Source organism: Methanoregula formicica SMSP, from assembly GCF_000327485.1.
Classification (GTDB): domain Archaea; phylum Halobacteriota; class Methanomicrobia; order Methanomicrobiales; family Methanospirillaceae; genus Methanoregula; species Methanoregula formicica.
The window spans coordinates 2,043,561-2,063,150 of sequence record NC_019943.1 but is presented as its reverse complement, the minus strand read 5'-3'; the positions used below and the strand labels follow the sequence as shown (position 1 = coordinate 2,063,150).

Annotated in this window: 19 protein-coding genes; 12 read left to right on the top strand and 7 right to left on the bottom strand. The window is 58.0% G+C overall.

From position 1 onward, the window contains the following. Positions 1 to 98: 98 nt before the first annotated feature. The 4 genes from METFOR_RS10335 to carA all read right to left on the bottom strand — a co-directional run bounded on the left by METFOR_RS10335 (position 99) and on the right by carA (position 6,335). Positions 99 to 1,292, bottom strand: coding sequence for an argininosuccinate synthase (locus METFOR_RS10335; RefSeq protein ID WP_015286083.1), 1,194 nt, complete (start codon positions 1,290 to 1,292; stop codon positions 99 to 101). A 165-nt stretch (positions 1,293 to 1,457) separates the two neighbouring features. Beyond that, on the bottom strand, positions 1,458 to 1,964 hold the full coding sequence (locus METFOR_RS10330) for a cupredoxin domain-containing protein (RefSeq protein WP_015286082.1): 507 nt from the start codon (positions 1,962 to 1,964) through the stop codon (positions 1,458 to 1,460). 148 nt (positions 1,965 to 2,112) lie between these two features. Further along, on the bottom strand, positions 2,113 to 5,280 hold the full coding sequence (gene carB, locus METFOR_RS10325; protein WP_015286081.1) for a carbamoyl-phosphate synthase large subunit: 3,168 nt from the start codon (positions 5,278 to 5,280) through the stop codon (positions 2,113 to 2,115). Further along, positions 5,280 to 6,335 (bottom strand): glutamine-hydrolyzing carbamoyl-phosphate synthase small subunit, encoded by a 1,056-nt coding sequence (carA, locus tag METFOR_RS10320; RefSeq protein ID WP_015286080.1) that lies wholly within the window; start codon positions 6,333 to 6,335, stop codon positions 5,280 to 5,282. Before carA ends, carB begins: the two co-directional genes overlap by 1 nt. A gap of 209 nt (positions 6,336 to 6,544) precedes the next feature. Between carA and METFOR_RS10315 the strand changes: the two genes are divergently transcribed. The 11 genes from METFOR_RS10315 to METFOR_RS10265 all read left to right on the top strand — a co-directional run bounded on the left by METFOR_RS10315 (position 6,545) and on the right by METFOR_RS10265 (position 16,852). After that, positions 6,545 to 7,042 carry a ferritin-like domain-containing protein gene (locus METFOR_RS10315; protein ID WP_015286079.1) on the top strand — a complete coding sequence of 166 codons (498 nt, stop codon included), beginning with the start codon at positions 6,545 to 6,547 and terminating at the stop codon, positions 7,040 to 7,042. A gap of 117 nt (positions 7,043 to 7,159) precedes the next feature. Then, positions 7,160 to 7,435, top strand: a complete 276-nt coding sequence (locus METFOR_RS10310; protein ID WP_015286078.1) for a glutaredoxin family protein — start codon at positions 7,160 to 7,162, stop codon at positions 7,433 to 7,435. Then, positions 7,432 to 7,962: a ferredoxin-thioredoxin reductase catalytic domain-containing protein gene (locus METFOR_RS10305; RefSeq protein WP_015286077.1), complete on the top strand. Its 531-nt coding sequence runs from the start codon at positions 7,432 to 7,434 to the stop codon at positions 7,960 to 7,962. The genes METFOR_RS10310 and METFOR_RS10305 overlap by 4 nt, the downstream gene beginning before the upstream one ends. Before the next feature lie 153 nt (positions 7,963 to 8,115). Next, positions 8,116 to 8,463, top strand: coding sequence for a hypothetical protein (locus METFOR_RS10300; protein WP_015286076.1), 348 nt, complete (start codon positions 8,116 to 8,118; stop codon positions 8,461 to 8,463). A gap of 392 nt (positions 8,464 to 8,855) precedes the next feature. After that, positions 8,856 to 10,793 (top strand): proton-conducting transporter transmembrane domain-containing protein, encoded by a 1,938-nt coding sequence (locus METFOR_RS10295; protein WP_015286075.1) that lies wholly within the window; start codon positions 8,856 to 8,858, stop codon positions 10,791 to 10,793. Beyond that, positions 10,790 to 11,731 carry a respiratory chain complex I subunit 1 family protein gene (locus METFOR_RS10290; protein ID WP_015286074.1) on the top strand — a complete coding sequence of 314 codons (942 nt, stop codon included), beginning with the start codon at positions 10,790 to 10,792 and terminating at the stop codon, positions 11,729 to 11,731. The genes METFOR_RS10295 and METFOR_RS10290 overlap by 4 nt, the downstream gene beginning before the upstream one ends. Then, positions 11,728 to 12,420, top strand: coding sequence for a hydrogenase 4 membrane component (E) (locus METFOR_RS10285; protein ID WP_015286073.1), 693 nt, complete (start codon positions 11,728 to 11,730; stop codon positions 12,418 to 12,420). The genes METFOR_RS10290 and METFOR_RS10285 overlap by 4 nt, the downstream gene beginning before the upstream one ends. After that, on the top strand, positions 12,417 to 13,898 hold the full coding sequence (locus tag METFOR_RS10280; RefSeq protein WP_015286072.1) for a proton-conducting transporter transmembrane domain-containing protein: 1,482 nt from the start codon (positions 12,417 to 12,419) through the stop codon (positions 13,896 to 13,898). The genes METFOR_RS10285 and METFOR_RS10280 overlap by 4 nt, the downstream gene beginning before the upstream one ends. Further along, a complete protein-coding gene (locus tag METFOR_RS10275; protein WP_015286071.1) occupies positions 13,898 to 15,478 on the top strand; it encodes a hydrogenase large subunit in 1,581 nt (526 codons plus the stop codon). Before METFOR_RS10280 ends, METFOR_RS10275 begins: the two co-directional genes overlap by 1 nt. Positions 15,479 to 15,490: 12 nt before the next feature. Next, a complete protein-coding gene (locus METFOR_RS10270) occupies positions 15,491 to 16,009 on the top strand; it encodes an NADH-quinone oxidoreductase subunit B family protein (RefSeq protein ID WP_015286070.1) in 519 nt (172 codons plus the stop codon). 63 nt (positions 16,010 to 16,072) lie between these two features. Next, positions 16,073 to 16,852, top strand: a complete 780-nt coding sequence (locus tag METFOR_RS10265) for an alpha/beta fold hydrolase (RefSeq protein WP_015286069.1) — start codon at positions 16,073 to 16,075, stop codon at positions 16,850 to 16,852. An 11-nt stretch (positions 16,853 to 16,863) separates the two neighbouring features. On the opposite strand, the gene METFOR_RS10260 is transcribed toward METFOR_RS10265, so the two are convergent. Both METFOR_RS10260 and amrS read right to left on the bottom strand, forming a co-directional pair. Further along, entirely contained in the window at positions 16,864 to 17,373 is a 510-nt protein-coding gene (locus METFOR_RS10260) for a Mut7-C RNAse domain-containing protein (RefSeq protein ID WP_015286068.1), read from the bottom strand. Further along, positions 17,363 to 18,376, bottom strand: a complete 1,014-nt coding sequence (gene amrS / locus METFOR_RS10255) for an AmmeMemoRadiSam system radical SAM enzyme (RefSeq protein WP_015286067.1) — start codon at positions 18,374 to 18,376, stop codon at positions 17,363 to 17,365. Before amrS ends, METFOR_RS10260 begins: the two co-directional genes overlap by 11 nt. A gap of 250 nt (positions 18,377 to 18,626) precedes the next feature. Here amrS and pyrH point away from each other — a divergent pair, with 250 nt between their 5' ends. After that, the gene (gene pyrH, locus METFOR_RS10245) at positions 18,627 to 19,331 is read left to right on the top strand and encodes a UMP kinase (RefSeq protein WP_015286065.1); all 705 of its coding nucleotides are present in this window, start codon (positions 18,627 to 18,629) and stop codon (positions 19,329 to 19,331) included. 29 nt (positions 19,332 to 19,360) lie between these two features. On the opposite strand, the gene METFOR_RS10240 is transcribed toward pyrH, so the two are convergent. Next, positions 19,361 to 19,585 carry a helix-turn-helix transcriptional regulator gene (locus METFOR_RS10240; RefSeq protein ID WP_015286064.1) on the bottom strand — a complete coding sequence of 75 codons (225 nt, stop codon included), beginning with the start codon at positions 19,583 to 19,585 and terminating at the stop codon, positions 19,361 to 19,363. Positions 19,586 to 19,590 lie beyond the last annotated feature (5 nt).

Here is a 19,590-nt window from a genome sequence, read left to right as displayed (position 1 = left end):
TGTATCTCCATATACATTTCGCTTTTTCCATGCGGGAAGCACCCTCGGGAGAGAGCTGAAAAGAGGGAACGGTTTGTTGCCGATAGCGGAAAAAAGGGTTATCGCTTTTTGTTCTGCATCTGCCTGACCATCCGGGCCTGTATGCCGAAATACTGGGAGACGCCGATCGCATGGCACTGGTCAATCGAGTCGCTGTCAAACGAGACCATATCGCTTGAGTAGAGCGCATCCGGTGACGACCTCCCGAGGATTCTCACGCTGCCCTTGTACAGTTCCAGATCAACGGTTCCGTTGACCCTTTTCTGCGTGGTCTCTACGAACGCATTGAGGGCATGGTACAGGGGTTCGTAGACAAGTCCCTTGTAGGCGAGCTCCGACCACTTGTCGTCCACCATCCGCTTGAAGACGAGCTCCTGGCGTGTCAGGGTCAGGCCTTCGAGATCGCGGTGGGCTGTAAGGATGACCGTTGCTGCCGGGTGCTCATAATTCTCGCGGGCCTTGAGGCCAAGGATGCGGTCCTCAATCATATCATTGCGCCCGATCCCGTGTTTTCCGGCGAGAACGTTGAGTTTCTGGATCAGGTCATACCCGGAGAGTTTCTTCTTGTTCAGGGCGACCGGGACTCCGTTTTTAAAGCTCAGCGTGATCTTCTCTGGTTTAGCCGGAGCCTTTTCCGGTGAGACTGTCCAGAGGTAGATCTCCTCGGGCGGGTGGAATGCCGGGTCTTCGAGGCGGCCCCCTTCAATACTCCTGCTCCAGCAGTTCTCGTCCATGCTCCAGGGCTTGTCTTTCTTCACCGGTACGGGAATGTTATGCTTCTTTGCATAGTCGATCTCCCAGTCCCGGGTAAGATTGAGCTCCCGGATCGGGGCAACGACCTCGAGGCCTGCACTGCGGATAATGAAGTCAAACCGGAGCTGGTCGTTGCCCTTCCCGGTGCACCCGTGGCCGATGGCGGTTGCCTTCTCTTTCTTTGCGATCCGGACAACCTCTTCGGCAATGAGCGGCCGTGCAAGGGACGTCCCCATGGGGTATCCCTCGTAGGAACCATTGGCCCGTATTGCCGGGAAGATGTGGTCGGCAACGAACTTTTCCCGGACATCAATGGTATAGTGGCGGTCGGCGAGTTTTTTGCCCTTTTCTGTGGCAACGTCGATCTCCTCGTCCCGCTGGCCGACATTCACGGCAACCGTGACCACGCGGTCATAGTCATACTTCTCTTTTAGGAGCGGGATGCAGATCGAGGTGTCGAGCCCGCCGGAATATGCAAGGACAATCGTGCCTTTCCCCATTTTACACCTGTTTTCTCATTGATGCTGTACTACTTGGAAGTACCAGAATATATGTTCAGGGGGCAGGCCTGCGGGAATATGCGGGTGCCGTGTGATAAAAAGAGATCACCTAAAGAAGAACAAAAAAGTTGTTCAGGCTGGAATTCCTGAACCCGGGTATCGTGGTTACGCAGTGACTACGATCTTTGCTTCAGTCTGGGGCTGGAAGGGTCCGGTCGTGTAGTCGTAGGAGCCGGCCTTGTCGAAGACTACCGAGTAGCTGCCGCCGTACGGGATCTCGATGGGGTTGGTGCTGCCAAAGTACTGGCCGGTAATTACATCATTTGCCTGGATGGTGTGGGGCTTGTAGGGGTCGGTGTTCTGCCAGATGACCTTCGTGCCTGCCTTGATATAGGCTGTTCCATCGGGGATAATGGTCAGGTCCTGGGTGAATGTGATCGTGTAGGTCGGGACCGGGGCAGGGGTGGCTGTCGCGGTTGCCTCGGGGGTCTTGTTGACAACGACAACAACGACTTCCTTGGTGGGTTCAGCGGTCGGGACTGCAGTTGCAACTACCGTGGGGACGGGCGTGGGGGTCGGGGTGGCGGTCGCAGGTGCTGCCTGCTGGGATGTGCATCCCGCAAGCAGAATCCCGATAAACAGGATCGCAAGAACAACGAATAATTTCTTCATGCATCTTTTTTTGTTATTTCGGTATATAAGGATATTCAATTTTTATGGTTGAAAAATTTCAGGACAGCAAGCCTGCTCCCGGGCAGGTGAAAGAACCGGAAATCGGTAAAATCTTTAAATAATGACGATTTTTCCGATTCAGGCCCAATTATTTGAGATAATGGCTGATGGGTTCAAGCGTTACTTTCTCGCGCTTGATAGCATCGATGGCAAGGGCTGCTGCCCGCGCTGCCTGGAGGGTCGTGATATAGGGGATCTGGAAGTCCACTGCCGCCCGCATGATCTGGTAGTGGTCCTGGCGCGACTGCTTGTCCTGCGGGGTGTTGATGATGAGCCGGATCTCCCCGTGCCGCATCATGTCAAGGACATTGGGTGACCCTTCCTGGACTTTCCGCACAAGGTGTGCCTCAATGCCCGCGTCATGCAGGTAATCGACGGTGCCCTCGGTCCCGTACAACGTAAGGCCGAGTTCCTGCAGTTTACGGGCAATGGGAATAACCTCGTCTTTCTGCTCCATGTTGACCGAGATGAAGATGTTCCCCTTGAGCGGCAGCTCGTTGTCGGCCGAGATGCAGGCCTTGTAGAACGCGAGGCCGAAATCGTAGTCGATGCCCATGACCTCCCCCGTGCTCTTCATCTCGGGCCCGAGCATGGTGTCGACACCGTTGAGCTTGTTGAAGGGGAGCAGTACCTCTTTCACTGCCACATGCCCGATCTCCCTCTCCTTATACCCGAGGTCACGCAGCTTCCTGCCGATCATGACTTTTGCGGCAATCTTGGCAATCGGGATGCCCGTTGCTTTTGACACGAACGGGACGGTCCTGCTCGCGCGGGGGTTTGCTTCGAGAATGTATACCGTATTGTCTTTTACGGCCATCTGGAGGTTGACAAGCCCCACGACCCCAAGGCCGATGGCAAGTTTCCTCGTGTAGTCCCTCACGGTGTTAATGACTTCCGGGGGAAGTGACTGGGTTGGGATTACGCAGGCGGAGTCGCCGGAGTGGATACCGGCCTGTTCGATGTGCTCCATGATACCGCCGATTAGGACATCCTCGCCATCGCAGACAGCGTCGACATCCAGCTCTACGGCATTCTGAAGGTATGAGTCGATGAGGACCGGGTGGTTCCGGCTGACCCGGACCGCCTCCTTCATGTACGTATCGAGTTCCCGCTCATCGTGGACAATCTCCATTGCCCGGCCCCCGAGGACATAGGACGGCCGGACGAGCACCGGGTACCCGATCTGCGCTGCTTTTGCTTTTGCCTCCGCCTCAGAATAGGCTGAGGAATTGGGCGGGCAGGGGATGCTGAGTTTCTTTAAGAGCACGCTGAACCGGTCGCGGTCCTCGGCGATATCCATGGCATCCGGGCTCGTCCCGAGGATCCGTGTGGAGAGGCCCAGCCTGCGGATTTCGTTTTCGATCGGCACGGCAAGGTTGACGGCATTCTGCCCGCCGAATTGGACCATGACGCCATAATAGGTGTCGGATTTGAGGATGTTTGCCACGTCCTCGAGCTGCATGGGTTCGAAGAAGAGCCGGTCCGAGGTATCGAAGTCTGTCGACACGGTCTCCGGGTTGTTGTTGACGATATGGACCCTAACTCCCTCTTCCTCCCGCAGGGCCTGCACGGCATGGACCGTGCAGTAATCGAACTCGATTCCCTGGCCGATACGGATTGGCCCGGATCCGAGGATGAGGACTTTTTTGCCTTCGGTTGGTATGATCTCGGACTGTGGTTCGTACGTTGAGTAGAAATAGGGCGTGTTTGCCGGAAATTCGGCAGCGCACGTGTCCACCATCTTGTAGGCCGGGGGGGCAACAAGGGAATCGATCTCGGCAGGGGACTTTCCACAGATCTGGGCGATCTCGGTATTGGAGAATCCGTACTTCTTGGCTTGGATGATGTCCTCCTTTGCGCAGGCCTTTTCCGCAAGGCGTTTTTCCACGTCAACGATATTCTTGATCTTTTCCAGAAAGAATGGGGTGATGGAGGTCAGCTGGAGGATCTCATCGACCGTGAAGCCCTGACGGAACGCGTCAAAGAGGCAGTGGAACCTCTCATCGGTGGGGCGGGTGAGGATCATCCGGATCTCGCTTGGGCTCGTGTGGCTCTGGACATCGGTATCGAGCGAGCGCTTCGCCTTCATGAGCGCCTCCTCTATCGTCCTCCCGATGGCCATGACCTCTCCGGTGCTCTTCATTGCGGTGGAGAGCGTCCTGTCGGCGCCCTTGAACTTGTCGAACGGCCAGCGAGGCACTTTCACGACGATGTAATCGATAGCGGGTTCAAACGATGCGGGTGTGCAGCCGGTGACGGTGTTGGTGATCTCGTCCAGCCGGAGCCCGATCGCGATCTTTGCCGAAACCCGTGCTATCGGGTAGCCCGTTGCCTTGGATGCCAGGGCAGAGGATCGGGAAACCCTCGGGTTCACTTCGATGACGCGGTAGTCCCCGTTCCGGAACGCGAACTGGATGTTGCAGCCGCCCTGGACATCGAGCGCCCGGATGATCTTGATCGCCGCACTGCGCATCATCTGGAACTCGTCGTCGCGAAGGGTAAGGATGGGGGCAACGACAACGCTCTCCCCGGTGTGGATGCCCATCGGGTCTACGTTCTCCATGCCGCAGATGATGATACACGTGTCGGCAGAGTCCCGCATCACCTCGAACTCGATCTCCTTCCAGCCAAGCACGCTCTCCTCGATCAGGACCTGGTGGATCCGCGAGCGCGAGAGCCCCAGTTCCACGATCCTCGTGAGTTCTTCGCGGGTATGGGCAATGCCACCGCCGGCGCCACCGAGCGTATAAGCCGGCCGGACAACTGCCGGAAGGCCGATGGCGGAGATGGCCTCGTCGATCTGGTTGAGCCCGGTAAGGATGACACTTTTTGGCACCGGCTCGCCGATCTCCTGCATGAGGGACCGGAACTTCTCCCGGTCCTCGCCTTTGTAGATCGCTTCGAGAGGCGTCCCCAGAACTTCGACATCCTTCAGCGCCCCCTTCTCGGCAAGCTCCGCGGTCATGTTGAGCCCGGTCTGCCCGCCCATGCCGGAGAGGATGCCGTCCGGCTTCTCCTTCTCGATGATCTTTGCAATGATGTCGGCGCGGAGCGGTTCGATGTAGATGGCATCGGCCATCCCCGGGTCGGTCTGGATAGTGGCGGGATTGGAGTTGACGAGGACGACCTTGACGCCCTCCTCCTTCATTGCCCGGCAGGCCTGGCTCCCCGAAAAGTCGAACTCTGCGGCCTGCCCGATCTGGATGGGGCCCGACCCGATGATCAGGACTTTTTTGATATGCTGTTTCCGGGGCATTATCCGAGCCTCCTGAAGACCCCGTCAAAATAGTGACATTCCGTGTCCTGGGGACCGGCATGGGCCTCGGGATGGAACTGGACGCAGTTGATCCGCAGGTCCTGGTTTTCGAACCCTTCAACGGAGCCGTCGTTGGCATTGACGAAGGTGACTGCACATCCCTCCGGCAGCGAGTCTGCATCGACAGCGAACCCGTGGTTCTGGGTGGTGATGAAGATCCTGCCGTCATGGTACCGGACCGGCTGGTTGGCCCCGCGGTGCCCGAACTTCATCTTGTAGGTGTCGCCGCCAAGGGCGAGCGCAGAGATCTGGTTGCCCATGCAGATCCCGAAGATGGGGAGTTCCCCGATGCATTTCTTGACAGTGGCAATCGTCTTGGTTGCAACTTTAGGATCACCGGGGCCGTTTGTTATGAAGAGGCAGTCCGGCTCGCACCCGAAGATATCGTCGTAGGAAGCATCATGGGGGAAGATATAGAGATCGCCTTTTCTCCGCGTAAGGCTGGTGAGGATATTGGTCTTGAGGCCAAGATCGATAATGGCTACGCGTTTCCCTTTTCCGGGAATGCGGTACGGAGCCTTGCAGGAGACCTCGGGGATCGGAACACAATCTGATATGGAGGGGGATTTTTGTGCGAGTTTCACAGCATATGTGCCATCATCGCTGCCCACGACCAGTGCGGCACGCATTGTCCCGTGAACGCGGGTCTTGATGGTGAGGCTGCGGGTATCGACACCTGCTATGCCGAGCAGCTTCTTCTGTTCAAAGTATTCGCGGATTGTCGGCCGTGAATCCGGGACATCGCAGATCTCCCGGCAGACAGCCCCAAGGACCTTCGTACTCTGGCTCTGCATGTTCTGCACATCGACACCGTAATTCCCGATTGTCGGGAACGTGAACATCAGGATCTGGCCAAAATAGCTGGGATCGGAGAGCGCCTCCATGTATCCCGTCATAAGGGTGTTGAAGACGAGTTCACCGGAACATTCGCCCTCAACACCGAATCCATCTCCGACAACGAACTGACCATCCTCAAGACCCAGAACTGCCTTCATGTTTTCCCCACCAGGATTTCCATAGTAGATATGCCTGAATGGTTATTAACGATAGTGCAGTGGCAGGCTGTTTCCGGGATCTTATATCTTCCCTGTTACCCCCGGGCAGGAGCCGGCTTCTGGGCTCGTATCATGCCGGTTCGGATACCCATTTAAAGGATGGCTTCCGATATTGGATCGTTACCGCAAAGGAACAGAGGTGAAAGAATATGGGAACACTAGGACAGAAGATTGTCGGAAGCGACGTAAAGGAGATCGTGAACCTGCTCAACAAGGCCTATTGCGATGAATGGCTCGCCTACTACCAGTACTGGATCGGCTCCAAGGTTGTCAAGGGTCCCAACAAGGAAGCGGTCATCAGCGAACTCACGCTCCATGCAACCGAAGAACTGAACCACGCGACACTGCTGACGACCCGCATCATCCAGCTTGGCGGAACACCCATAACCAAGCCGCAGGACTGGTACAAGTTCACCAACTGCGGGTACGATGCCCCGGATGACCCGTTCATCGTGAAGATTTTAGAACAGAACATCAAGGGCGAGCAGTGCGCCATCAAGACGTACAATTCCCTGATGAAGAAGACAAAAGACAAAGACCCGGTCACCTACAATATCCTCCTCACGATCCTCTCGCAGGAAGTCGAACATGAGGAAGACCTTCAGGCACTTCTCGAAGACGTCGAGATCATCATGAAGAAGAAGTGAAGACAGAACCTCAATCATCCACAACTCTTTTTTCCCGGATATCTCTGCGCACTATCCCCGGGTATAAATACTATCTGCCGCAACTTCCCATCATACAACAGAGGGAGACCCGGTTTCATGGAACACGTTGACGGAAAGGACAAGGGAAACGTCGTGCTGTACGCGCTCTCCACATGCGGGTGGTGTGCAAAGACCAAGGATCTCCTCCGCGAGATCGGAGTGGCATTCGATTATACCTTTGTCGATCTTCTGGATGGCAAAGAGCAGGAGGATGCGATTACGCTGGTCGAGAAGTTTAATCCCAGCGGCTCATTCCCCACGCTTGTGATCAACAATAACAAGGTCATCATCGGGTTCCGTGAGCAGGAGATCCGGGAGGCCCTAGCACCATGACGTTTACCGGCATCAGCGAGCAGGACGTTGACCGGGCATATGATGCTCTCAGGAAGGATGCCCTGGACGGGGGATACCTCCTCAACCCGGATGCAGAGTTTGTGAAAAACCTTATCCGAGGTCTCCTGAAGAACGAACAGCGGTACGGGTACCGGGCCTGCCCCTGCCGGCTGGCTTCCGGGAAAAAAGAAGAGGATCTTGACATCATCTGTCCCTGCGATTACCGCGATTCGGACATTGAGGAGCATGGCGCCTGTTACTGCGCCCTGTACGTCAGCGAGGCGATCGCAGACGGTACGCGGAAGGTCGCGCCCGTTCCCGAACGCCGCCCGCCCCGCTCCCAGCGGGGAACGATGAAGGAGCGTGCTGTCCAGACGGTCGCAGTCGGTGGAGGGGCAACCTTCGGGAGCCTCCCGTTCCCGGTCTGGCGCTGCAAGGTATGCGGCTATCTCTGCGCACGCGATCAGCCCCCGGGCATCTGCCCGGTCTGCAAGGCAAAAAAGGACCGGTTCGAGCGGTTCCTGTAATTTTTTTCAGGATTGTTGATACCCTCTTTTTCGGGCGATTGAACAATTGTGTGTTATGGTGAATGCCTATTCCCTGTAATAATCCCCCCTTTGCGCCAGCAAGGATACACTATGCCATTTTGAACATTCTCTTATACTTTTCCCGCAAAGATCATGGGCATGGCTGGAACCGTAACGGTCGAAGTTGTCGGCCTGAAGACCTCGGAGTGCTCCCCTTTTCCCTGTGACGATGACCGTACCTGCGGTCTTGAAGAATGCTTCCATTCCGGAAAACTGGTCGCTGCCTTCCAGGCGCTCACAAATGCCCTGAAAGCAGCGTATGGCGACCGCGTGGAAACGAAACTGACCCTTCTCGATGAGGGAACTCCAAATTATATCAAGGAAATTATCGAGCACGAGCACCCGCCCATCCCCATGATCCTGGTCAATGGCAGGGTAACCAAGATCGGCCGGATCGTCCTTGACCGGACAAAGGCGGAGATTGAGAAAGCGCTGGTATGAAAATCCCCGGGATTTTCATCAGTTTCCTCTGCTGCTTCGCATCATAGCGCGCTCTGATCCCGTCGGTGCCATGGCGCGCACCTGGTAAGATAACTCCACTTTTCCCAGATTTTCGCAATCGGGGCACAATCTTTCATTTTTGTTGTAATTTCCGGTTACCCTGATCTCCCGTACCCTGTCAAATCAGCGTGGTTTTCCTGCCCGGTAACCCCCCAGTTATTTAATGTTTAAGCAATAATCGTGTTAAATTCATATCTGCGATGAGTCATATCCGCGATGATCTCAATGGATCGGTATCAGCAACTTCTTAAAATGTCGGGCGTTTTTTCTGGATCGTGCCTTGCTGTTCACGGCGGGAACGCCACAGCTTCCGGGGTCCCGGTGATCGTATCATGATCGCAGGGCTCTTCATCATCTCCCTCGGTATCTTTGTTGTCGGGGTCTTCCTGCCCCTTGCCGGCGCATGGCAGGACCGCCGTATCTTCCGGGCCGGATCGCAGCTCTGCACCATCGCCGGATCTGTTCTCCTCGGGGCCCTCTCGCTCTTCCTCCTCCTTACCGGCAACGATATTGCCTGGACTGCGTACCAGCCGGTTGCCGGCTTTTCCCTCTCGTTTGCCATCGACCGGCTCTCCGCCTTCTTCCTGCTCCTGATTTCCGTGGTGTCGGTATGCGTTGCCCTCTATGCGGCAGAATACAACGAGCATCTTGAAGGGGGCTTGCGCAGGAATCTCCTCTCTGCCTGCACGAACCTGTTCATCCTCTCCATGGTGCTCGTGGTGGCTTCAGCCAACACCTTCTCCTTCCTGGTCTTCTGGGAACTCATGGCAGGGTGCTCGTTCCTTCTCGTGATGTACGACTATTCCCGTGCCGCGACGCGGAAGGCCGGGCTCTTCTATTTCGTGATGACCCATCTCTCGACGCTCTTTGTCCTGCTGGGTATCGTCCTCCTCGTCCTCTCGACAGGATCCTTTGCCCTGGCACCAGCTGGCGTCTCGCCCGTTTCGGCCATTGCTTTAGTAGCCCTCCTTATCGGTTTCTCCATCAAGGCCGGCATCATCCCGTTCCACAAGTGGCTTCCCTATGCCCATCCCGCGAGCCCGACGCCGATATCGGCCCTCATGTCCGGCGTGATGCTCAAGATCGCGGTGTACGGGCTTCTCCGTTTCCTGCTGGATGTGTTCTCACCGGAACTCTGGTGGGGGCTCCTCATCCTTGTCATGGGCACGGCAACGGCTGTCCTCGGGATCATCTACGCTTTAAAGGAGTACGATATCAAGGCCATGCTCGCGTACAGCAGCATCGAGAATACCGGCATCATCTTCATGGGTATCGGCCTGTATGTAATCTTCTCCAGTTACCAGCTTTTTGATCTTGCCCTGATCAGCCTGCTCTCCGCCCTCTTCCATGCCCTCAACCACGCCATGTTCAAGAGCCTCCTCTTCCTGACGGCCGGTTCCGTTGTCCATGCCACGCATACCCGGGACATCGAGAAGATGGGCGGACTCATCCACCGGATGCCGTTCACTGCCGGGCTGTTCTTTGTCGGTGCGCTTGCCATCGCGGCCCTCCCCCCGCTGAACGGGTTTGCGAGCGAAGTGTTGCTGTTCATCTCGTTCTTCTCTTCCATTGCGGTGGCAGACCCGCTCTTCAAGGTGCTGCTCTTCCTCTGCCTTGGCCTTTTTGCCCTGACAAGCGCGCTCTCGGCAGCCTGTTTTGTCAAGGCGTTCGGATCGGTCTTTTTAGCGCTCCCCCGCTCTCCGGAGAGTGGCAGGGCAGAAGAGGTTCCTTTCCTGATGCTGTTTGGCCCTGCGCTGCTTGCATCGGCCTGTATCCTCCTTGGTCTCTTTGCCGCCCAGATCTTCCTCCTCACCGGTTTCACCGTGCCGATGCCCGACCTGTTCCTTGTCGGCCTGCTCCTGCTCGCCATGCTCGTCCTTACGTTTGCGGCCCTCTTCTTTACAGCATCCCGGGACGTGCGGGTTACCGGAACCTGGGGGTGCGGTACGCTCTCGCAGCAGCCGGCGATGGAGTACTCCGGTCACGGGTTCTCGGAACCCATCGACATCATCTTCTCCACCGTGTACCGGACAAAGATGAAGAACGAACGCATGTTCTTTGACCAGAAGAACTGCATCTTTGCCGGAGGCAATGCCGGGATCCGGCTCATCAAAGTATTCGAGGAATACCTGTACCTGCCCGTTGCGCGGGCCTCGTATGCGACCGCGGAGACGGTCTCCCGGTTCCAGAGCGGGTGCCTTGACACGTACCTTCTCTATGTCTTCTGCGCCGTGATCGCGGTCATCGTCTTCCTGGGGTGGCTGGCATGAACCTTTCCTTTGGCCTGTACCTGGTGCTCAACACATCAGCCGTGCTGCTCGTTGCACCGCTGTTTGTCAGCCTTATCAAAAAAGTGAAAGCCCGGGCACAGGGGAGGAGCGGGCCGTCCGTCTTCCAGACCTACTTCACCCTTGCAAAACTGCTGAAGAAGGAGACGGTGTACTCGTCACACTCCTCGTGGATCATGCGGCTGACGCCCTATGTGAGCATTGCTGCGGTACTGGTCGCCGCACTCTTCGTCCCGCTCGTCTTCGTTCCCGAGCCGGTTGGGGGGATAGGCAATATCATCCTGTTGCTCTACCTCCTCGCGCTTGCCCGGTTCTTCATGGCGCTCGCCGGCCTTGACGCAGGCAGTTCGTTTGGCGGCATGGGCAGCTCACGGGAGATGAGCATCTCGGCCATCATCGAGCCAACGACCATCATCGTCTTTGCCGCGCTGGTCTTTGTCTTCAAATCCTTAAATGTCTTCGACATGTTTGCCGCATCCGCTGCCGCCGGCGCACCCGCCACCCCCACCCTCATCCTGCTGGGGATCTCGCTCTTCATCATCCTCGTGGTCGAGACTTCACGGATCCCGGTCGACAACCCGGAGACCCACCTGGAACTGACCATGATCCACGAGGGGATGATCCTTGAGCAGTCCGGCAAGAACCTGGCGCTCATGGAACTCTCGGCAGCCGTGAAACTCACGCTCCTGATGGCGCTTTTAATCAACCTCATCGTCCCCTTCGGTCTCACCACGACGCTTGCAATCGGCACGATCGCGGTGGCGGCAGTCCTCTTTGTTCTCAAGGCCACGGTCCTTGCCGCGATCATCGGCCTCTTTGAGTCTTCGATGGCGAAGATGCGGTTCTTCCGCCTCCCGAGCCTCTTTGCCATGGCGTTCTTCTTCTCCACGCTCATCATCATCATCGAGGTGTTCGCATGATCGATCCCGCGCTCATCCAGTCAGTAATCCGGATCCTCTTTGCGGTTGTCATAGTCACGGCAGCCTACATCATCTCGACAAGGAACCTCATCTCGTTGGTATCGGTCTACGCCCTCCAGTCGCTCACTCTTGTCCTTATGGCGCTCGCCCTCTGGTCGCTTGAGGGCGCGACCGTCCTCCTTGCCATCGCCGCGGTAACGTTCGTGAGCAAGGTGATCGTCATCCCCTACTTCATCGCCAGCATCCAGGAACGGATCCGGATCCGGCGCGACATCGAGTTCCATTTCCTGAGCCCCACGACCTCGCTCCTCCTCTCCATGGCCCTGATTCTCTTCATCTACATAGCGCTGGCAAATATCCTTGAAGGGACTCCTGCCCGGGAGAGCCTCTTCTTCTTCGGCGCCGTCATCGGCCTCTCCCTGATGCTCATGGGGATGATGGTCACGTTCTCGCGGAAACGGGCTATAACAAAGGTCCTTGGCTACCTCTCAATGGAGAATGGCGTGCTGCTCTTTGGGATGTTTGTCACCGAGCTCCCGTTCATCATCGAGTTCCTGATCATCATCGACCTCATCATCCTCGTGATACTGACTACGATCTTAACCGTCGGCCTCGACTCCACGCTCGAAGAGTACCACCAGCGCCTCCACCGCTTCCATCTTGTGGGTGACACGGAGGACGGGCCATGATCCTCGCAGCTTTTGTCCTCGTCGCGGCAGCGGCGCTTGCCGCCATTGCACTGGGCCGGACCCACCGGCAGATGAACTCGGCCTGTATCGCAGAAGCCGCCATCTTCCTCTGCATCTCGGCCTGGCTCATCCTTTCCGGGCAGATCCCCATGACCTTGCTTACGGTCGGGAACGAATTCTTCTTCATCGACCATCTGGGCATCTACGAAGTGCTCATTGCCACCGTCATCTTCCTTCTCGCCGCGGTCTATGCGAGAGGGTATGTCGAGAACCTGATCGAGGCGCGGGAACTTTCCCGGGGGAGCCTGAAGCTCTTCTATGGTTCCTGGGCCTTCCTCCTGCTGGTCATCGTCCTTGCGTTCTTCTCGGACAACCTTGCCCTCTTCTGGATCTTCACCGAGCTGACAACGGTCATCTCCGCCATGCTGGTCGCGATCCTGTACGCACGGGACAACATCGATGCAGCTATCAAGTACATCTTCATCGCGTCGGTCTCCATGCTCTTCTCGTTCGTCGGCCTCATATTCCTCTTCGAGATCTCGCGGAGCGTCGTGGGTACCGGCACCCTCAACTGGACCGTCCTGATGCAGCAGGCCGGATCCTTCCCGCCCGGCATGGTGATCGCGGCATTCGCCCTCATCTTCATCGGCTTTGCCGCAAAGTCGGGTATATTCCCCTTCCATACCTGGCTTCCCGAAGCCCATGTACGGGCGCCGTCAGCAGTGAGTGCGATCCTATCCGGGGTCCTCCTGAATGTGGGGATCTATGGCATCATCCGCGTCTTTGCCATCGTCCACCAGACAACCGCAGTCTCCACGGTCTCGCTCCTGCTCCTGATCTTCGGCCTCCTGACGGTCTTCATCGCGGCCCTGTCCATGCTTCCCCAGAAGAAACTCAAGAAGCTGATCGCGTTCTCCAGTATCGAGAACATGGGGATCCTTCTCATCGGGCTCGCGGTTGCAACCCCCCTTGCCATCTTCTGGGTGCTCTTCCATGTGATGGCCCATGCGTTCACGAAAGCCGGCCTCTTCTTCTCTGCCGGTATCCTCCACCGCCAGTACCACAGCACACTCTCCCCGGATGCGGTGGACGATATGCGGGATGTCTTCGCCCTCCAGCCGGTTGCGGCATGGGGGATCGTCCTTGGCGGCCTTGCCATCACCGGGATGCCGCTCTTCCCGGTCTTCCTCTCGAAGTTCTTCCTCCTCGTGCAGCTGGCGGGCTTCTCACCTGTTGCCCTGGTCATCCTTCTCGTCCTGCTCTTCATCGCTGCCGGGGCATTCGGGTACTTCGTGCTCCGCACGTTCACGCAGGTATCCGGCCCCGGGGCACACGCAGAGATTGTCCGTTACCAGACCCCCGCCGGTATGAACCTTCCTGTCATTGTCCTCCTTGTCCTGACCCTTATCCTCGGGACGGTCATCACGTCGGGAGAGGTGGCGTTCCTGGATCAGGTCGTTGCGGAGCTGATGTTCTGATGGTTGCAGAGAAGAGCAGGGGGAAAGAGGCGGTACGCGAACTGCTGGGACCGGGTGCGCTTTCAGAACGGATCACGGAAGGATGCAATGGCGAATGGTATCTCCGGCTGAGCGAACCGGAGTTCCTGCCGCTTGTCACATCCCTTGCTGCCCGCGAGTGTGCGCTCATCGGCCTTTTCTGCGCCGAGCACTTCTCGTCCGGCACACCGTTCTCGCTCCTGTATGTTTTTGAAAAGAAAGGTGTCCTCCTTGTCGTTGTCCTGGATACGGAGAACTCTGCCCCATCCATTGCCCGGCTCCTGCCCTCGGCCTGCTGGCCCGAACGGGAATGCCGGGACGGGTTTGGCATTGCATTTGAGGGGTCGTTCGATGAACGAAGGCTCCTTCTCCACGAGACCTATCCTGATGATTACCATCCCTTGAAAAAGAGTGTCGGGAACATTCCTCCCATGATGAAACCTTCCGTGGAACCGTCCAAGGAGTATCCCTTCCGTGGCGTGCAGGGTGATGGCGTGTACCAGATTCCGGTCGGCCCGGTCCATGCCGGTATCATCGAGCCGGGGCATTTCCGGTTCAGCGTTATCGGCGAGAAGATCTTCAATCTCGAGGTCCGGATGTTCTATAAGCACCGCGGGGTCGAGAAGCTGGCGGAAGGAAGACTACCCGTGGACGTAGTCCGCATTGCCGAAGCGGTCAGCGGGGACGAGTCCGTGGCAAACACCGTTGCCTTCTGTATCGCCGTGGAGAGGATTGCAGGAACACACGTGCCGGAACGGGCCTGGGCCCTGCGGACCATCCTCATGGAGCTGGAACGGATCGGTTCGCACCTCGGGGACCAGGCCGGCATGCTCGTGGACGTGGCCTTCCCGCTCGGGGCCAGCCAGTTTGCGGTGATCCGCGAGGAAGTGTTCCGGATGAACGCCCACCTGACCGGCTCGCGGTTCCTGCGGGGGATGATTGTGCCCGGAGGGATCTCCCGCGATATCCGCACCGAAGATCTTGAGGCGCTCGGGCAGTTTGTCCGGCAGGTCCGGAAACGGTACCGTACAGGCCTGAAGATCGTGCTCTCGACCGCATCTGTCATCGACCGGTTCTCGCCGACAGGAGTGGTCCGGAGATCGATCCTCCGGCCGCTCAACATCACCGGGCCGACGGCCCGGGCTTCCGGCGGGAACGGAGATGTCCGGGTCGACCACCCCTATGGCATCTACTCCCGCCATCCCCCGTCCGTCAGGACGCTGCATGACGGCGACGTGCTCTCCCGGTTTACCGTCCGGGCATCCGAGATCCTGGACTCGCTCGACCTGATCGAGCGGCTGCTTGACTCCCTGCCGGAAGGGCCGGTACGGGTGGCATGGGAAGCAAAGGACGGTTATGCTCTCACCCTCGTGGAATCTGCACGGGGCCAGAGCCTCTGCTGGGTCTGGATCCGGAACGGGGTTGTCGAACGCTACAAGGTACGGACCGCCTCGTACTGCAACTGGCTGGCCATCGAACATGCAGTCCAGGGGGAGATTGTTCCGGATTTCCCGCTCATCAACAAGAGCCTGAACCTGTCCTACGCGGGGACAGACCTGTGAGGTGACGTAACAATGGTGAACGTACTATCCTGCCTGCTGAAGAGGAAAGTAACAGCTGACATTCCGGCACGGGATGAAGAGATCGAGACACTGGGCCGGGAGATCCGGCGCGAGGTCGACGCCGTGTTTGGCGGGAGTCTCGCGATCCGCGAACTTGATACGGGGAGCGACAATGCAGCCGAGATCGAGATCAACAATCTCACGAATCCGTATTACGATGTCGAGCGGTTCGGCATCACGTTCGTGGCTTCTCCCCGCCATGCGGACGTGCTCCTGGTGACCGGAGCGGTGACCCACAACATGGCGGCAGCGGCACAAAAGACCTACGATGCCATGCCGTCGCCGAAGTTCGTGGTGGCCGTGGGCGACGATGCCTGCACCGGCGGGATCTTTGCCGGTTCTTACGCCGTGCTCGGCGGGGCAGAGAAGATTGTTCCAGTCGATCTGAAGATCCCGGGCAACCCGCCGGCCCCAAAGGAGATCCTTTCCGGCCTGCTCGCGCTGATGAGACATGCCGGCAGGACACGCTGACCCCCCGCTTTTTTGCATCCCCAAGGACATTTTATTACACCCGCACGATAACCGGTACGTGCAATGAAGCCGGTACGGAAATGGGGGCCCGGGCCCTATACCGTGGCAGTGATCCACGGCGGGCCGGGAGCACCGGGGGAGATGGCACCGGTTGCCCGCGAGCTGTCATCGGTAACGGGGGTGCTCGAACCCTTCCAGACAGAGACAACGCTCGAAGGACAGGTGCAGGAGCTCCGGTCGGTCCTGTCGCAGCATGGCATGCTCCCCGTCACCCTGATCGGCTTCTCGTGGGGTGCGTTCCTCTCGTGGATGCTTGCTGCCCGGTATCCCGATCAGGTGAAGAAACTGATCCTTGTGGGATGCCCCCCGTTTGAGGAGGGGCATGCCGCGTCCATCACCCGGACACGGATGGCCCGCCTCAAAAAAACGGACCGCGACCGGGTGAATATGCTTATCGAAGGGCTTGACGGCACCACCGAAGCCGGCAAGAACGCGCTCCTCGCGGAACTCGGCACCCTCCTTGCCCGTGCCGACGCCTACGACCCGGCCAATGTGCCGGAGGAGGGCTTCCACTGCCAGTACGATGTCTTCCGGGGTGTCTGGGACGAGGCAGCCGAACTGCGGAGGAAGCAGGCGATCCTCCACATGTCCCGGGAGATCCGGTGCCCGGTTGTTGCGATTCACGGCGACTGGGATCCTCACCCTGCCGATGGCGTGAATGGTCCGCTGTCAAAGGCTCTTCCGGATTTCGAGTTCATCCTTTTGGAGAAGTGCGGCCACCGTCCGTGGATCGAGCGGGGCGCCTCCGAGAAGTTCTACAAGGTGCTGGTTGAAGCGATCTGAGGCCTGCGCATTCAGGGTAGATTATTGGATTCTTCGTTTCTTTCTGTCCCGATCCTTGTTTCCAGCTGCTTTCCGTGCGAGCCGTTCCAGTACAGCTTGTGGCACTGCTCGCACCAGTAGAACCTTGTGCTCCTCCAGTCGCGGGGGGCGTAACCGGTCCGTTCGATCTCGCAGGTGTTTGCTTCCCGGAGTTTCGTGTTGCAGAGCGAGCACCGGCTCAGGGTCAGCCGGCGCTCGATGACCCGGTAATCGATCAGCTGCTGGACCTGGTCCATAACATCCTCTGACCGGAGATAAATGGCCTGCCCCTGTGCTCGCCGTGCAAGTTCCGCGTCCCGGGTCAGGAGGATGCGGTGCTGCTCTTTTGCCATCCCGAGAAGGAGGGTGTCCTCTTTTGTATTCCCTTCCTCAAGGGAGTTTGCGCTCTCGGTGTCATAGCCCATGAACCGGAGGTAGCGCGTCAGGGTGCCAAGCATCCTGTCTGCAATGAACCGTGTATCGTTCTGACATTCAACCGGCATGGGTCACGACCGCAATTGTCTCCCCGCAGTTCCTGCACCGGGTCCCGTCAAGGCCGATGGGCTGGCTGGAGAATCCCCGCCGCTCGATAAGCGTGGCCCCGCAGGACGGACAAAAGGTGTTTTCGTACCGGTGATGATAAACATTGCCGAGATACGGGTAGTGGAGCCCAAGCGCTTTTGCCTTCTCGTAGATCTTCTCCAGGGTGGCAACCGGTGTCCCGGCCCGGTCGGTCATCTGGTAGTCCGGGTGGAAGGCCGAGAAGTGCATGGGGGTGTCGGGGCCGAGATGTTCGATCACCCAGCGGATGAGTGCCTCCTGCTCTTCCATGCTGTCGTTCAGGCCCGGGATGACAAGCGTCACGGTCTCGAGATGCATGCCCAGTTCGCGGGCGAGCACTGCCGAATCGAGCACCGGCTGGAGGTGCGCCCCGCAGACCTTTTTGTAAAAATCTTCGGTGAATGCCTTGAGGTCGACCCGGTATGCCCCAAGCATGGGCGCGAGTTCCCGCAGGGCCTCTTCCGTGATGTAGCCGTTGGTGACGTACACCGTGCCCAGCCCCCGGGCACGGGCGAGCGTACCCATGTCGAGCGCGTACTCGTGCCAGATGGTGGGTTCGTTGTAGGTCCAGGAGATGCTTGCACAACCACTGCCAACAGCCCGGCTCACGCCCTCTTCCGGTGACAGGGTGCGGAGGCGTGCCGTCTCAAGGTCAGCACGGGAAATGTGCCAGTTCTGGCAGTGCCTGCAGTGGAAGTTGCAGCCGATGCTCCCGAGGGAATAGGATGTCGTGCCCGGGAAGTAGTGGAAGAGCGGCTTCTTCTCGATCGGGTCGACTGCTTCAGCGCTGATCTTCCCGTAGGTTGCGGCATACAGCGTCCCCTTTTCATTGATCCTGACCCCGCAGATCCCATGCTTCCCTTCGTTGATCGAGCACCGGTGGTTGCAGAGCGAGCACTTCACGGCATTGGTATCGCGTTTTTCATACTGGCGTGCTTCATGCATACCCTGTTATCCTTCTTTTGTGTGTGAGCGAACGGGCTTTTTATGCTTCCGTTCCTCCCTTTCAACATCCTTAATGCCTTCCGGCGAATCGACTTCAAGCACGAACGACCCGCGGTACCCGCAATCCTTGCAGATGTAGATTGAACCGATATACCCTCCTGTTTCCGGGAACACTTCCCGGCTTTTGCAGCGGGGACAGTACAACATAGCAAATAACTCTTTATGAGCACCCGGTACAAAAACTAGTGCAATGAAGAAGGTTGTCATCTCGCTGGGAGGCTCGATCCTCATCCCGTCGCTGGAAAACCACACGATCCGTGAATATGTCCCGGTGCTGCAGAAGATCGCAAAGAAGAGCCGGCTTTTCGTTGTGGTTGGTGGCGGCGGCGAGGCCCGGCGGTACATTGGTATCGCCCGCGAGCTGGGGATCGATGAGGGCACCTCTGACGAGATAGGCATCCTGATCACCCGGCTCAATGCCACCATGCTCATCGCGGCGCTGGGCGATGCTGCGTACCCGAAGGTTGCCGAGAGCCACGCTGAGGCGAAGAAATTTTCCGAGCACGGCAAGATCGTGGTGATGGGGGGCATCACCCCGGGCCAGACCACCGATGCCGTTGCAGCCGTCCTTGCCGAGCGGGTGGGCGCAACGGCGTTTATCAACGCTACTTCCGTTGACGGGATCTATTCCGAAGACCCGAAGAAGAACCCGAAGGCAACCCGGTTCGATGCGATCACGCCACAGAAACTGCTGGAGATCGTGGGCAAGACCGCACTTGGCGCCGGCTCCAACAACGTGCTCGACATTGTAGCGGCCCGCGTAGTGGAGAGGAGCGGGATCCCGCTCATCGTCATCGACGGCCGCAAACCCGAGAATCTTGCCGAGGCGATCCTGAAAGGGAAGTTCCGGGGCACGGTAGTCTCGGACGCAAAGAAGAAGGCGCTGCCGGTGTAATATCCTTTTTAAAAGCGATCTTCAGGTCCCTATTCCTCTTCTGATGCGGGCCCGTCTTTCTCCTCTTCGTACGTGAACACTTCGTTGATGTCCACGTTGAAGATACGGGCGATCCGGTAGCCAAGTTTCAACGAAGGACAGTACTTGTCCTTTTCGATAGAGATGATGGTATTGCGGGTGACCCCGACAAGCTCGGCGAGCTGCTCCTGGGTCATCTCGTGTTCGGCCCGCAGTACCCTGATCCGGTTCTTCATGACAA